Here is a 14,517-nt window from a genome sequence, read left to right as displayed (position 1 = left end):
CGGGAACAGGCCCTCAGGGTAACGGTCGATGCGCTTGAAGTCTGCTTCACATTTGCCGGCCACAGTGCGCGTACATCTCCCGGAGAATCCTGCATGAACCGCTTCCGCTCCCCCCTGCTGTCCGGCCTGCTGGCCGTCCTTCTCCTCCCTGCCATGACCCCATCTTCCGCGTCTGCCGCAGCATCGCGGGTGCTGCTCGTTGTCAGCAGCGAAGGCCGGGACCAAGGGAAGACCCGCCCGGGCTTCGAGATGGACGAATTCGCCCAGGCCTGGCTCATCCTCAAGCAGAACGGCTTCGACATCGACGTGGCAAGTCCGCGTGGCGGCGCCGTCGAGGCTGACAAGTACAACCCCACCGAGGCCTTCAACTCAGCCGTCCTTGCCGATTCCCAGGCAATGGGCAAGCTTGCCGCGACGCTGCCCACTGCACAACTGCGCGCCAGCGACTACCAGGGCGTCCTGGTGATCGGCGGCAAGGGTGCCATGTTCGACCTTCCGGCCGACAAGGCCCTGCATGCCACGATTGCCGGAATCTGGCAGCAGGGTGGACTGGTCGCGGCGGTATGCCATGGTCCGGCCGCACTGGCAGGTGTTCGCCTTCCCGATGGCCGGGCCATGGTGGAAGGCCGCGCCATGACCGGATTCACGGAAGAGGAAGAAGCACTGTTCGGCAAACGTTGGGCGAAGGAATTCGCGTTCCAGCTTGAACCGCGCATGCGCGAGCTGGGCGCACGCTGGCAGGAGGCACCGCTGATGATGCCCAAGGTCGTAGTCGATGGACGCCTGCTGACCGGTCAGAACCCGTTCTCGACCGCCGCACTGGCTGACGCCTTCGTGCGCGCCAGCGGGCGTGTGCCACTGGCACGGCAGGCATGGCGCGATGAACGCAGCATGGCGCTGGTGGAGCAGCACCTGCAGCAGCGCGATGGGCAGGCGGCGCAGATACTGGCGCAGCGCCCGTCCGACCATCACGTCGAGCTGATCGGCATGCTGGGTTTCTACCAGCTGAAAGCGGCAAAGGACGCCACTGCGACCGCCGACGCGCTGTCCATCATGCAGTTGGCCAGCCCGCATATGGACGAGCCGAGGCTGCAGGTTGCGATGGCAGAAGCGCACTGGCGCCTGGGCCGGACCGATCTGGCCCGTTCGCAGGTACTGGCGGTGCTGGAAAAGCAGCCCGGTCTGGACGAAGCTAACGCTCTCCTGGCCCGCATGCAGCCCTGACCATGGACGCCGAGCGCCTGCGCCTGCTGTTGATTGAAGACAACCTGCCGTTGGCCTCGGCCATCATCGACATGCTGCAGGTGCATGGCCATCTGGTCGATTTCGCCGCTGACGGACACGTCGGGCTGCAGTTGGCGCTGGCGTCACCGCCGGATGTGGTGCTGCTCGATATCGGGTTGCCGGGCACCGATGGTACGACGGTCTGCCGTCGGTTGCGCGAGTGCAGTGATCGGCACGTCCCCGTCCTGATGCTGACCGCACGCGATGCGATCGACGACAAGCTGCAGGGCTTCGCTGCGGGTGCGGATGACTATCTGGTCAAGCCCTTCGACGATGCCGAGCTGCTCGCCCGCTGTCTCGCCCTCGCCCGCCGCCATCGCGTGGGCCAACCGAACCTCCTGCAGATTGGACCGTTGAACATCGACCGCCGCAGCGGCCAGGCCTGGCGCGCGGGATTGCTGCTGGAGCTGGCACAGGTTCCGCAGCGCATCCTGCTCGTACTGGCCGAGGCCTGGCCGCGAACCGTCACCCGCAGCGAGCTCGTTCAACGCCTGTGGGGGGACGAAGCACCTCCTTCCGATCCGCTGCGCTCGCATCTGTACCTGTTGCGGCAGGTACTGGACAGGCCGTTCGAAGGCGAGATGCTGCGCACCGTCCACGGTGTCGGCTTCCGTCTGGAAGCTTCGCCATGAAACCGCGGCCCACCCAGCACCTGCGCCGTCGACTGCTGATCACATTCACAGCCTTCGCGCTGTTCACCGCCATGGTGTTCGGCACCTACTCGCTGGTGTTCATGTATGTGGTGGAAGACAGCATCTTCAACGCCCAACTGGACCGTGAAGCACGCACTCAGCTCGCCCGGTACGCGCACGAAGGGGACTGGCGCACACCTGCCGATGCCGCAATCCAGCTGCATCGTTCACCCTCTACCTTCCCCGACGATCTGCGCAGCGGGTTCGTAAAGGAACCGTGGCGCTCGGAGTTCGCGGGTGTCGATGGCCGGCACTACCATCTCAAGCGGATCGATCCCCCGGCCGGCGCCCGCCCTGCTTGGCTTGTGTCGGAGGTCAGTGCGCAACTGGTGGTCCGGCCGATCCGCGATCGGGTCGTAATGCTGCTTGCCGGCACAGCACTGCTGGTCCTGATTGCGGCGATTGTCCTCGGCATCTGGCTCGCCCATCGCAGCACACGCTCGCTCTACGCGCTGGTCGAAGAGGTTGAAGCGCTGAAGCCGGAACCAGGCCCCGGCGTGCGCCTGGCAGCACGTTTCGATGATGACGAGATTGGCGTGCTCGCGCGCGCGCTGGATGGATTGTCCGCACGCGTCGCTGCCTTCGTTGCCCGCGAACACGCGTTCACGCGCGATGCCAGCCACGAACTGCGCACCCCCTTGAGCGTCATCTCCAGTGCGGCGGGCCAGTTGGCCAGCGAGTCGGGCCTGTCCGAGCGTGGCCGCCAGCATGTGCAGCATATCCGTCTTTCGGCACTGCAGCTGCAACAGGCCATTGCGGCGCTGCTGGCGCTGGCTCGCGAGGAAACCGCCAGCCACGGCGCTCCGCCGGTCAAACTTGTGCCGCTGCTGGAACGGGTGATCATCGAGCAGTCTCCGTTGCTGGCTGCACGGCCAGTCGAGGTACAGCTGACCGTGCCCGAAGGGGCCACGCTGCGCGCGCCCGAGGCGGCCCTGCGCGTAGTCCTGGCCAATCTGGTCGGCAATGCGTTCGCGCATACCACGCAGGGCCAGGTCCTGATTGCATGGCAGGACGCTCAGCTGCTGGTGCACAACACGGCAGGTACTTCACCCTTCCTTGGCAACTGGCCCGAGCCGCGGCCATTCGACAAGCGTGATGGCAGCGAGGGAAACGGCCTGGGCCTGGATATCATGCGGCGACTGTGCAGCCACTACGGGCTCGAACTGGTCATCCAGCAAGGCGGTGGCGGGGTGATGGCCCGCTTGAGGGGGCAGCCAGCCGAGGCATGAAGCGCCTCCGGCGGTCCAGCCCCGTCAGTGCCGAGTTGTAGCGGCCCCTACAACGCCATCCGTTCACGCAGTTCACGCGCCTGCCGGCGCGACACCTCCACCTCGCTGCCGTCATCCAGCGTCAGGTCGTAACCATCGCCGATGCTGGGCGTCACGCCGCGGATGCGGCGCAGGTTGACCAGGGTATTGCGGTTGGCACGGAAGAACAGATCCGGCGGCAGGCGTGTTTCCAGTGCGCTCAGGCTGCGGGTCAGCAAGGCGTTCTGGTCGCGGAACCACAACCGGGTGTAGTTGCCATCTACCACCAGCCGGCGGATCTCGGAGACCGCCACGAACCAGCAGCGTTCGCCCTCGCGCACGAACACCTGGTCCTGCGCGCCCAGCGTGCCACGCATCTCTGGCGCTTCGGCTGAAGCCACTTCGCGCTGGCGTGCCCGCTCCAGCGCCTCCAGCAACCGGGGCGCTTCCACCGGCTTCATCAGATAGTCCAGCGCGTTGGCCTGGAATGCGCGCACCGCGTAGGTGTCGTAGGCAGTAACGAAGACCACCGCCGGCACCGTCTCCAGGCCGTCCAGCACATCGAACCCACTGCCGGAAGGCATCTGCACATCCAGCAGTACCAGGTCCGGCGCCAGCGTGGCGATCGCCTCGCGCGCGGCAGGCACATCGTCGGCCTCACCCACGCACTGCACCCAGGGCAGCGCCGACAACAGCGTGCGCAGCTCCTGCCGCGCCAGCCGCGCATCATCAACGATCAACACACGCAGCATGGCACTCATTGTGGAATCTCCAGCAGGGCCTGCATGCGATCGCCGACCGGTTGCAGGGTGAAACGGCCGCGCGAACCGAGCTGCGCACGCAGGTAGGCCAGGCCGACGCCATGCCCGTCGGCAGGCTCGCTGGCGCTGCCCAGCGGGTTGTCCACCTGCAGTCGCAATACATCGCCGTCCAGCGTGGCCTGGATCTGTACCTCGCCACCACCGGGGCGGCTGGCAATACCGTGCTTGATCGCATTCTCCACCAGCAGCTGCAGCGCCATCGCCGGCAACTGCGCCTGCAGGGCGTCAGCATCGATGCGCCGAGCTACCTGCAGGCGCTGCTCGAAGTGGATGGCCTCGATCGCCAGATAGTCGTCCACCACCGCCAGTTCTTCGGCCAGCGTGACCTGCTCACTGCGGTTGTGCGCCAGCGCCTGGCGCAGTGTGCGCGACAGGCGGGTGACCATGTCACGCGCACGCTCGGGATCTTCCAGGATCAGCGCGCGCAGGTTGTTCAGCGCATTGAACATGAAGTGCGGGTTGAGCCGTGCGCGCAGTGCATCGCGCTCCAGTGCGCTGCGTTCGGCTTCGGCGCGCAGCCGGGCCAGTTCACTGTGGCGCGCCCGGCGCAGACCGTGCAGGCCGGCCCACAGGCCGGCCCACAGGCCGGTCCACATCAGCAGGAACAGCGCGGTGTTCATCCAGTACACCAGCAGCGAAGACCACCGGTAATCCGCGTGGCCGCCAGGCAGCTGCACCCAGCCCAGTGCCAGCGCCGGCAGCAGCAGCGCCGCCGTCATCGCCTGTGCGACGCTGGCACCGGCCACCACACCGGCGGCCAGTTTCAACACCAGGCTGCCCAGGCTCCCCTCCCACCAGCGCTGGCGCAGCGCCATCGCGCGCAGCATGCCGCTGCACACCCAGAGGCAGGCGGCCACGCTGACGGTGATCAACACGATGCCGCTGAACACCACGCCGCCGCCGATCCGCATCCCGGCCCACAGCCCGTACATCGCATAACCCGCCCATGCCAGTGCATTGAGCGTCCAGAAGCGGCGGGATGAGGTGGTGGCGTCCATGCGAGCTCTCGGCGAGGACAAGGGTCAGGGGTGCGCGGCGAGGAAACGCTGCACCTGCTCCTGCAGCCAGCGCGGATCATCCCACATCAGGAAGTGGAACCCCTGTGCGCTCATCGCGATCTGCACGCCCTTCAGTTTCGCGTACTGCGCCTGAAACACCGCGCGGGTGCTGTCCTCGGTGCCGCCCATCGGCTGGTAGCCGGCCCAGCTGCCCAGCACCAGCGTCGGTGCGCTGATCGAGGCGATGCTGTCGCGCAGGTCGGTGGTCATCACCGCATGCATGGCATCGGCGGTGGTCTGGCGGTCACTGCCTTCGCCCCAGCGGCCCAGCTCGGCCTGGCGCTGCGGATCACGGGTCATGCCCGGCAGGCCCGCCTTCAACTGCGCCTGCCATTGCGGGGCGTCGGCAGCGAGCATGCCCTTGCGCAGCTGGTCGGCCATCGGGCGCACGCTGTCTGCGGTGGCCTTCGGGTCACGCGCGGCTGGCAGGAACGGCAGTGCATCGACCACCACCAGTGCGCTGACCGCCGTCGGCTGGGCCTGCGCCATCTGCATGCCCAGCAGGCCACCCAGGCTGTGTCCGATCACCACCACCGGGCCCAGGTGCTGGTCATGCAGGTAGGCCAGCAGCTGCCCACGCATCGCCGGCAGGAACTCGGCCGGGCGCGGATCAGCGGCTTCGGCGCCGGCAAAACCGGGCAGCTGCACCAGATGGCACTGCACGTCCTTCAGCGCCAGGCAGGTCTCGCGCCAGACCTCGGCGCTGCTGTTGAGACCGGGAATCATCAGCAGCGGACGGCCCTTGCCGACCACCTCGACCTGCACCTTGCCGGTGCCTGTGGCGGCCGCCGCATGGGCCGAACCGGAGCCAAGCACGGCCATCGCCATGCCAATCATCGCCAGCCGGGCCAGCGCCTTCATTGCGTACCACAGTGCCAGGAAGATCTTCATCGTCTGCTCCTTCGTCGGGTGGATGTTGCCGGGATGGGAGCAGCGTGGGCCGGGCCGAGGCGTCCCGGTTGTGATTTCGGAGCAACGGCCGGACACCGGGGCGAACGGTCGCGTGCCACGGATGGCCTGCCCTCACGCAGCCGTCAAACATCCATCTTGATGAAGCGATATACTGACCCGCACCCGCCGCCACCGCCCGTGCCATGACTGCCATCAGCTTCGAGTTCTATCCGCCCAAGACCGACGAACAGCGCAGCCAGCTGGACCGCGCCGCGGCCAAGCTGAAGGACTACGGCCCCGAGTACGTGTCGTGTACCTTCGGCGCCGGTGGCTCGACCCTGAGCTACACCTCCGAAACCGTGCGCCATCTCAACCAGCACCACGGTTTCGATGCCGCGCCGCACCTGTCGTGCGTGGGCGGCACCCGCCAGGAAATCCGCGAGCTGCTCAAGCTGTACCGCGCCATCGGCTGCCGCCGCCTGGTCGCGCTGCGCGGCGACCTGCCGTCGGGCATGGGCTTTCCCGGCGACATGCGCTATGCCGCCGAACTGATCGACTTCATCCGCGCCGAGCACGGCGATGCGTTCCATATCGAAGTGGGCGCGTACCCCGAAACGCATCCGCAGGCCTCCGATGCACTGGCCGACCTGAAGCACTTCAAGGCCAAGATCGATGCCGGTGCCGATGCGGCGATCACCCAGTACTTCTTCAACCCGGACGCGTACTTCCATTTCGTCGACGAAGTGCGGCGGTTGGGCGTGCAGGTACCGATCACCCCCGGCATCATGCCGATCGCCAACTTCAGCCAGCTGCGTCGCTTCTCCGAACAGTGTGGTGCGGAGATTCCGCGTTGGATCAGCCGCAAGATGCAGGCCTACGGCGATGATGCGGAGTCGGTGCGTGCATTCGGCACTGAAGTGGTGGCCCGGCTGTGCCAGCGCCTGATCGAAGGCGGCGCACCCGGCCTGCACTTCTATACACTGAACCTGGCCAAGCCGACCACCTCGGTGCTGAAGCTGCTGCAGGGCTGAGCGCACGGCGCGCCAGCGTGATCGGCGCTACCCTGTGGCGATGATCCGGCTTTCCTTCCTGCTGTTGCTGCTGCCGCTGTGCGTGCTGTCGAGCGTCGCCCAGGCACAGTCCACGCGCCTGAACCGCTGCACCGATGCCCAGGGCCAGAGCGTGTATACCGACCGTCCCTGCGACAGCCTGGGTGCGCAGTCGCGGCTTCCGCCGCCTGCGCCCGCCGGCAACACCCTGCAGCGCGACACCCTGGGGGCACGCTGCCCGCGGCGGCTGAGCGAACTGGTGGATGCGCTGCGTACTGGCATCCTCAGCAACGACGTGAACCGGCTGTCCTCGCTGTACCTGTGGGGCGCGGTCTCCGATGCGGGTGCGCAGCGCATCCTTGGCCAGCTGGAATCGTTGGCGCGGCGGCCATTGGTGGACGTGGTGCCGGTGTATCCCTCGCAGGCGCTGCCGCAATCGCAGGATGAGGGCCAGAGCCCTGCTGCGCAGGGATCCGACTCTGTGGCCTCTGTGGCGCGGCATCCGATCGGCCTGCGCCTGGAACAGACCTTGCCCGGCAGCGTGTCGCGCGCTTCGACGGTGCTGGGGTTGCGGCGGCAGTATGGGTGTTTCTGGATCACGTTGTGATCGGGAGGGTCAGAGCCCCGCGTTGCGATGATCCGACCCTGACATCACGCCGGCCACAGCGCACGAATGGCGGCGATGCCCTGCCCACCATGGCGACGCGCCTCACTGATGTGGCCACTACCCATGCCACCCAGCGCGTAGATCGGCAGTGACACCTGCGCACGCAGCTCGGCGAAGGCATCCCAGCCCAGCGGCACGGCATCGGGATGGCTGGCCGTGGCCTGCACCGGACCCAGCACGGCGAAGTCGCAGCCCAACTGCTGTGCGGCCTGCAGCTGCTGCAGGTCATGGCAGGACGCGGCCACCAGCTGGCCTTCGGGCAGCGGACGCTGCGACAGCTCCAGCAGCTGCTCGCTGCCCAGATGCACGCCCACGCCCAGTGCGCGTGCCAGCTCGATATCGCGGTTGAGCAGCCACTGCACCCCGCTGCGACGATGCGCGCGCAGGGCCTGCTCGACCATCGCCTGGCGCTGCGGATGCGCCGTCGGCAAGCGCAGCTGGATGCGCTGCTGGCCCGCGGCCACCGCGCGCTGCAGCTGTTCGTGCCAATGCTGCATGCCGCCCTCATCATCCGCCGGCGCCGGGGTGATCAGGTAGCTGTCAGGCTGGCGCAGGGCGGCCACCACCGGCAGGTCTGCCGGTGGCATTGAATAGCAGCCCAGCTTGTCCGGCGCCACCCAGGTAATGGCCTGCCCTTCACGGCCCCGGGGGGTTCCCTTCCAGCTGCGCACGTGGCGCACCTCCAGGGTCAGATGCTTGTCCGGATAGCGCTGCGGCACGTCCATCAGCCACTCGCCGATATCGGCCTCGATGCCCAGTTCCTCGCGCAGCTCGCGCACCAGCGCCTGTTCGGAGGTCTCGCCGGATTCGCGCTTGCCGCCGGGGAACTCCCACAGGCCGGCCATGTCGCGGTTCTCGGTACGGCGGTTGAGCAGCACGCGGCCACGGGCGTCGGTGATGACGGCGGCCACAACGTGGATCGATCGGGTGGGGGAAGGCATGGAGGAAGCATGCCCAGAACAGGGCGGCCCGCGCAATCTCGGATCGGGCCGGATCAGCCCTGCGAAACAGCCGCCCTAAAAGAAGAGCCCCGCTTTCGCGGGGCTCTTCGGGGTCAGCTCAGCTGGCCGTGGCAGTGCTTGTACTTCTTGCCACTGCCGCACGGGCATGGATCGTTGCGGCCGATCTTCGGCTCGTCGCGCTGCACCTGTGCGATGCCCTGCTGGGCAGCCTGCACCTGCGCGGCTTCCTCGTCGGCGCTGTAGCCGCCCACGTCCTGGTGCTGGAACTGCGACTGGCTCAGGCGGGCTTCGGCCTGCTGGCGTTCTGCCGCTTCCAGCGCCTGCACTTCCTCGTCGCTGCGGATGCGCACGCGCGACAGCAGGGTCACCACTTCGCGCTTGACGTTCTCCAGCATGTCCGAGAACAGTTCGAAGGCTTCCTTCTTGTACTCCTGCTTCGGCTGCTTCTGCGCGTAACCACGCAGGTAGATGCCCTGGCGCAGGTAATCCATGCGGGCCAGGTGCTCCTTCCAGCTCTGGTCCAGCACGGTCAGCATCACGTGCTTCTCCAGTGCGCGCATGGTCTCTTCGCCCACGCCGGCTTCCTTCTCGGCGAAGTGCTGGTTGACGCGCTCCTGCACCTTGGCGGCGATGGCTTCGGCGTCCAGCTCTTCGTGCGACTTGACCAGGTCGGTCAGCGACATCTGCAGGCCGAAGTCCGACTCCAGGGTCGCTTCCAGGCCACGCAGGTCCCACTGCTCGTCGATCGAGTTCGGCGGCACGAAGCGGGCCACCACGTCGAAGATCACGTCGTCGCGGATGCCGTCGACGTTGTCCTTCACCGACTCGGCGTCCAGCAGTTCGTCGCGCTGGGCGTAGATCACCTTGCGCTGGTCGTTGTTGACGTCGTCGAAGTCCAGCAGGTTCTTGCGGATGTCGAAGTTGTGGGCCTCGACCTTGCGCTGCGCCTTCTCGATCTGGCGGCTGACCAGGCGGTCTTCGATGACGTCGTCTTCCTTCATGCCCATCATGCGCATGGCCTTCTGCACCCAGTCAGAGGCGAAGATGCGCATCAGGTTGTCTTCCAGCGACAGGTAGAAGCGGGACGAACCCGGGTCACCCTGGCGGCCCGAACGGCCACGCAGCTGGTTGTCGATACGGCGCGATTCATGGCGTTCGGTACCGACGATGTGCAGGCCGCCGGCAGCCTTGACGGCCTCGTGGCGCTTCTGCCATTCGGCCTTGACCGCGGCCTTCTGCTCGTCGGTGGCACCTTCGCCCAGCTCGTGGATTTCCGCTTCCAGCGAACCGCCCAGAACGATGTCGGTACCACGGCCGGCCATGTTGGTGGCAATGGTCACGGCCGCCGGACGGCCGGCATTGGCGACGATGGTCGCTTCGCGGTCATGCTGCTTGGCGTTGAGCACTTCGTGCTTCACGCCCGCCTTGCGCAAGTGCTCGGACAGCATTTCCGAGGTTTCGATCGAGGTGGTACCCACCAGCACCGGCTGGCCACGCTTGGCGCACTCTTCGATGTCGGCCAGCACCGCATTGAACTTGCCCTTGCGGTTGAGGAACACCTGGTCCGGGCTGTCCTTGCGGATGGTCGGGCGGTTGGTCGGAATCACCACCACTTCCAGGCCGTAGATGCTCTGGAACTCGAAGGCTTCGGTATCGGCCGTACCGGTCATGCCGGACAGCTTCTTGTACATGCGGAACAGGTTCTGGAAGGTGATGCTCGCCAGCGTCTGGTTCTCGCGCTGGACCGGCACGCCTTCCTTCGCTTCCACGGCCTGGTGCAGGCCATCGGACCAGCGGCGGCCGGACAGGGTGCGGCCGGTGAACTCATCGACGATGACCACTTCGCCATCGCGCACGATGTAGTCCACGTCACGCTGGTAGATCGCGTGCGCGCGCAGTGCGGCGTTGAGGTGGTGGACCACGGTCAGGTTCTGCGGCGCGTACAGGCCTTCGGTCTCGCCGTCGAGGATGCCGGCCTCGACCAGCAGCTGCTCGGCGTGCTCCATGCCCGCTTCGGACAGGTGCACCTGCTTGCCCTTCTCGTCGACCCAGAAGTCGCCCTCGCCGTCTTCCACTTCCTGCTTGACCAGGTTCGGCACGACGCGGTTGACGCGGATGTACAGCTCCGGGGAATCATCGGCCGGGCCGGAGATGATCAGCGGGGTACGCGCTTCGTCGATCAGGATGGAGTCGACTTCGTCGACGATGGCGTAGTGCAGGCCGCGCTGGTAGCGGTCGGCCTTGGACAGCGCCATGTTGTCGCGCAGGTAGTCGAAACCGAATTCGTTGTTGGTGCCGTAGGTGATGTCCGAGGCGTAGGCTTCGCGCTTGTCGCTGTGCGGCATGCCCGGGTACACCACGCCCACGCTCAGGCCCAGCCAGTTGTACAGCTTGCCCATCTGCGCGGCGTCACGGCGCGCCAGGTAGTCGTTCACGGTGACCACGTGCACGCCCTTGCCTTCCAGCGCGTTGAGGTACACCGGCAGGGTCGCCACCAGGGTCTTGCCTTCACCGGTGCGCATTTCTGCGATCTTGCCCAGGTGAAGCACCATGCCGCCGATCAGCTGCACGTCGTAGTGGCGCATGCCCAGCACGCGGCGACCGGCTTCGCGGCAGACCGCGAACGCTTCCGGCAGCACCTTGTCCAGGGCTTCACCATCGGCGATGCGCTGCTTGAACTCCGGCGTCTTGGCCTGAAGCTGCTCGTCGGAAAGCTTCTCGATCTCCGGCTCCAGCGCATTGATCTTGGCGACGATGCGGTTGAGCTGGCGCAGCTGTCGTTCGTTACGACTGCCAAATACGCGGGTAAGCAGGCTGTTGATCATTGAAGGAACCGGGTTGGATGGACACGACGCCCGGCCTCCCCCTTGGGATCCGTCCGCCGCAAACGAAACAGGGCGCCTGGCGCCCTGTCGATGGCAACACCCATTGTAGCTTGGGACGGCCGGCTGAGGTTTCAAGCGTCGATCCGGTCGCGATCGCCCCGGATTCGGCAAAGAAACACGAATGCGGGGTCGGATCCCTTTCGCCACGGCGAATGGGATCCGCCCCCGGACCGGGGATCAGCCGCGGCTGACGCGGCCGACCGGCGTGTTGCCGCCGTCGCCGAGGAACTTGCGCGGGTTGACCACGTTTCCGTTCTCCCACACCTCGAAGTGCACGTGGGCGCCGGTCGAACGACCGGTGGAACCGGCCTTGGCCACTTCCTGCCCGGCACGGACCAGGTCGCCGACCTTCACCACCAGGCGCGAATTGTGCGCATAGCGGGTGACGTAGCCGTTACCGTGGTCGACGTCGACCACGTTGCCGTAGCCGCCCTTGACGCCGGAGAAGCTGACCACGCCTTCGGCCACGGCCATCACCGGGTCACCGACCTTGGCGTGGAAGTCCATGCCCTTGTGGGTGGCGGCACCGCGGCCGAACGGGTCGGCACGGGTGCCGAAACCAGAGGTCACATAGCTGTTGCGGATCGGCATGCGCGAGGGCACGGCGTTCTGCTGCAGCTGGTGGTCGAACATCAGTGATTCCATTACCGACAACTGGCGGCCTGAAGCAGCGAAGCGCTGCTCCAGCACCTGTAAGTCGGCGTTGACGTCCTTGACCGGGATGTCGCTGGTCGGGCCGCCTGCGTCACCGTCACCGAGACCGGGGGTCTCGTTGAAGTCGAACTCGCCGTCTTCCAGCTTGCCCATCTGGGTCAGCCGTTCGCCGAGGGCGTTGAGGCGGGTGGCCTGGGCCTGCAGCTCGCCGAGGCGGGCCGCCAGCGCGTTGACCTGGGTCTGCGCATCGCGCTTGACCTTGGCCAACTCCGCATCCTGGCGCTCGACCTTGGCCTGCAGCCGGGAATCATTCAGCGCGCTGGCGCCAATGCCGCCAGCAAGGCCGATAATGCAGCCTACCCCGAGCACGCTGCCCAGCAGGGCGCGGGGGCGGTCCTCGAAATAGAACCGCAAACGCGCGATGGGCGACGATTTGGCCTGTCCTTCACGCGTTTTGATTACGATCTTTTTGAATGCCATCAGTGAGTTTTCATGTCTGAGCCGAAATCCAGCGTTCGCCCCGCGTCAGTGCCGAAGCCGGCGCTGGATGCGGTGATGGCGGACAAAAGCGGGAACCCGCTGCGGCGTGCCTTGTGGCTCGACGCGCTGGACCGTCAGTTGCGCCCCCAGTTGCCGCCACCTCTGCGCAGCCGTTGCCGGCTGGCCAATGTGGACGGGGAACACCTCGTTTTTCTCGTCGAGTCCCCGGTCTGGCATGCCAAGTTGCGGCTTGCCGAAGCCCAGTTGCTCGACGCGGCCCGTTCCATCGGGCTGAAGGCCACCAAGGTGACCATCAAGACTGCGTCTCCCACTCCCACGCACTCCCCAGCGCTCGACAACCGGAATGGACCCCACGCAGTTTCAGCCGCCACGCACAAAGGGCTACGCGACGCCTTGGCTTGCCTGCAGGACGTTCCTTCGAAGCCGAAGAAGCGGTCCTGACGACAACGGAGCATCCGGCTCCGCTCCCCGTCGCACGTGTCACCACGGCGTGAAACATTTCGGGGGCCGGGTCGCATCCTAGCTGCCATCCGGGGGCCTGTCGTTAGATTGTTGTTAAAACTACGTTAAATTCAGGCTTCCGATCCAACAGGTTCACAAAACCGTGACCTCGAACCGGCCTTGACGCGCGTCAAGCATGCTGAATGCGACGAAGACACCTGAAACGACAACGCCGCCCTGGAAGGCGGCGTTTTTGTCTTTCAATTCAACAACCTGCAGGAATCAGGCGTAGGCCGGAGTGGCATATTCCACCGGATCCGGCGTGGCCGGCGAGTCGAAGCTGACCCATTCCCAGGCGGTAGCGTCGGCCATCAGCGCGCGCACCAGCTTGTTGTTGAGGGCGTGACCCGACTTGAAGCCCTCGTAGGCACCCAGCACCTGGCCACCGGCCAGATAAAGGTCGCCGATCGCGTCGAGGATTTTGTGGCGCACGAATTCGTCGGCGTAGCGCAGGCCGTCTTCGTTGAGCACGCGGAACTCGTCCAGCACGATGGCGTTGTCCATCGAACCGCCCAGGCCCAGGTTGCGCTCGCGCATGTATTCCAGGTCGCGCATGAAACCGAAGGTGCGCGCGCGGGAGATTTCCTTGGTGTAGGCCAGCGTCGAGAACTCGATTTCCTGGCGCGACTGCTTGGCCGGGATCATCGGGTGATCGAACTGGATGGTGAAGCCCAGCTTGTAGCCCTCGTACGGGCTGAAGCGGGCCACCTTGTCGCCCTCGGTCACTTCCACGGTCTTCAGCACGCGGATGAAGCGCTTGGGCGCATCCTGTTCCACGATGCCCGCCGACTGCAGCAGGAACACGAACGGGCCGGCCGAACCGTCCATGATCGGCAGCTCGGCCGAGGACAGTTCGACGATGATGTTGTCCACACCCAGGCCGGCCAGCGCCGACATCAGGTGTTCGACGGTCTGGATCTTGGCGTCGTTGCAGGTCAGGCCGGTGCACAGGGTCACTTCGGTGACCAGCTCGGCCTTGGCCGGCACTTCCACCACCGGGTCCAGGTCCACGCGGCGGAACACGATGCCATGGTTGACCGGTGCCGGGCGCAGGGTCATGTAGACCTTGTCACCGCTGTGCAGGCCAACGCCGGTGGCGCGGATCGTGTTCTTGAGGGTGCGTTGCTGGATCATGGGGGATGGACCGGAAGTGACACATTAGATTAACACGCACGGTCCCCTACCCCGGCTGAAAGGCAGGCAGGACACACCGGCGCGCCAATGGGACGCACATGAAGCAGGGCGGCCGGGCCCATCCTGGCCCGGCGCCCGCGTTTTCAGGACATGGTGGCGCAACCCGGGGAG

13 protein-coding genes are annotated in these 14,517 nt (G+C 66.2%); 6 read left to right on the top strand and 7 right to left on the bottom strand.

All coding sequences use genetic code 11. From position 1 onward, the window contains the following. Nucleotides 1–93: 93 nt before the first annotated feature. From ACW5IY_RS03140 to ACW5IY_RS03130, 3 genes are all read left to right on the top strand, one after another. Nucleotides 94–1,224, top strand: coding sequence for a DJ-1/PfpI family protein (locus tag ACW5IY_RS03140; RefSeq protein WP_049435602.1), 1,131 nt, complete (start codon nucleotides 94–96; stop codon nucleotides 1,222–1,224). Nucleotides 1,225–1,226: 2 nt separating this feature from the next. After that, nucleotides 1,227–1,916, top strand: coding sequence for a response regulator transcription factor (locus ACW5IY_RS03135; RefSeq protein WP_049435603.1), 690 nt, complete (start codon nucleotides 1,227–1,229; stop codon nucleotides 1,914–1,916). Nucleotides 1,917–1,987: 71 nt separating this feature from the next. Then, nucleotides 1,988–3,205, top strand: a complete 1,218-nt coding sequence (locus tag ACW5IY_RS03130) for a histidine kinase dimerization/phospho-acceptor domain-containing protein (protein ID WP_160314067.1) — start codon at nucleotides 1,988–1,990, stop codon at nucleotides 3,203–3,205. Between the two features lie 47 nt (nucleotides 3,206–3,252). On the opposite strand, the gene ACW5IY_RS03125 is transcribed toward ACW5IY_RS03130, so the two are convergent. The 3 genes from ACW5IY_RS03125 to ACW5IY_RS03115 are packed head-to-tail and all read right to left on the bottom strand — an operon-like array spanning nucleotide 3,253 to nucleotide 5,993. Continuing rightward, on the bottom strand, nucleotides 3,253–3,984 hold the full coding sequence (locus tag ACW5IY_RS03125) for a LytR/AlgR family response regulator transcription factor (protein ID WP_049435605.1): 732 nt from the start codon (nucleotides 3,982–3,984) through the stop codon (nucleotides 3,253–3,255). Beyond that, nucleotides 3,981–5,042, bottom strand: a complete 1,062-nt coding sequence (locus tag ACW5IY_RS03120) for a sensor histidine kinase (protein WP_457326971.1) — start codon at nucleotides 5,040–5,042, stop codon at nucleotides 3,981–3,983. The genes ACW5IY_RS03125 and ACW5IY_RS03120 overlap by 4 nt, the downstream gene beginning before the upstream one ends. A 24-nt stretch (nucleotides 5,043–5,066) precedes the next feature. Further along, nucleotides 5,067–5,993, bottom strand: a complete 927-nt coding sequence (locus ACW5IY_RS03115) for an alpha/beta fold hydrolase (protein WP_049435607.1) — start codon at nucleotides 5,991–5,993, stop codon at nucleotides 5,067–5,069. A gap of 203 nt (nucleotides 5,994–6,196) precedes the next feature. Between ACW5IY_RS03115 and metF the strand changes: the two genes are divergently transcribed. Both metF and ACW5IY_RS03105 read left to right on the top strand, forming a co-directional pair. Further along, nucleotides 6,197–7,024, top strand: a complete 828-nt coding sequence (metF, locus tag ACW5IY_RS03110; RefSeq protein WP_004143823.1) for a methylenetetrahydrofolate reductase [NAD(P)H] — start codon at nucleotides 6,197–6,199, stop codon at nucleotides 7,022–7,024. 40 nt (nucleotides 7,025–7,064) lie between these two features. Beyond that, the gene (locus ACW5IY_RS03105) at nucleotides 7,065–7,649 is read left to right on the top strand and encodes a DUF4124 domain-containing protein (RefSeq protein WP_019338075.1); all 585 of its coding nucleotides are present in this window, start codon (nucleotides 7,065–7,067) and stop codon (nucleotides 7,647–7,649) included. A gap of 44 nt (nucleotides 7,650–7,693) precedes the next feature. Here the strand turns inward: ACW5IY_RS03105 and ACW5IY_RS03100 are convergent, their stop codons facing one another. From ACW5IY_RS03100 to ACW5IY_RS03090, 3 genes are all read right to left on the bottom strand, one after another. Further along, a complete protein-coding gene (locus tag ACW5IY_RS03100) occupies nucleotides 7,694–8,650 on the bottom strand; it encodes a Nudix family hydrolase (RefSeq protein WP_049435609.1) in 957 nt (318 codons plus the stop codon). Nucleotides 8,651–8,763: 113 nt separating this feature from the next. Then, on the bottom strand, nucleotides 8,764–11,496 hold the full coding sequence (gene secA / locus ACW5IY_RS03095; RefSeq protein ID WP_049435610.1) for a preprotein translocase subunit SecA: 2,733 nt from the start codon (nucleotides 11,494–11,496) through the stop codon (nucleotides 8,764–8,766). 237 nt (nucleotides 11,497–11,733) lie between these two features. After that, entirely contained in the window at nucleotides 11,734–12,690 is a 957-nt protein-coding gene (locus ACW5IY_RS03090) for a M23 family metallopeptidase (RefSeq protein ID WP_049435611.1), read from the bottom strand. A 12-nt stretch (nucleotides 12,691–12,702) separates the two neighbouring features. On the opposite strand from ACW5IY_RS03090, the gene ACW5IY_RS03085 reads away from it, so the two are divergent. After that, nucleotides 12,703–13,152, top strand: a complete 450-nt coding sequence (locus ACW5IY_RS03085) for a DciA family protein (protein WP_049435612.1) — start codon at nucleotides 12,703–12,705, stop codon at nucleotides 13,150–13,152. Nucleotides 13,153–13,434: 282 nt separating this feature from the next. On the opposite strand, the gene lpxC is transcribed toward ACW5IY_RS03085, so the two are convergent. Then, the gene (gene lpxC, locus ACW5IY_RS03080) at nucleotides 13,435–14,346 is read right to left on the bottom strand and encodes a UDP-3-O-acyl-N-acetylglucosamine deacetylase (protein WP_005408085.1); all 912 of its coding nucleotides are present in this window, start codon (nucleotides 14,344–14,346) and stop codon (nucleotides 13,435–13,437) included. Nucleotides 14,347–14,517 lie beyond the last annotated feature (171 nt).

Source organism: Stenotrophomonas sp. C-A (assembly GCF_054030835.1).
This window is presented reverse-complemented; position numbering and strand designations above follow the sequence as displayed.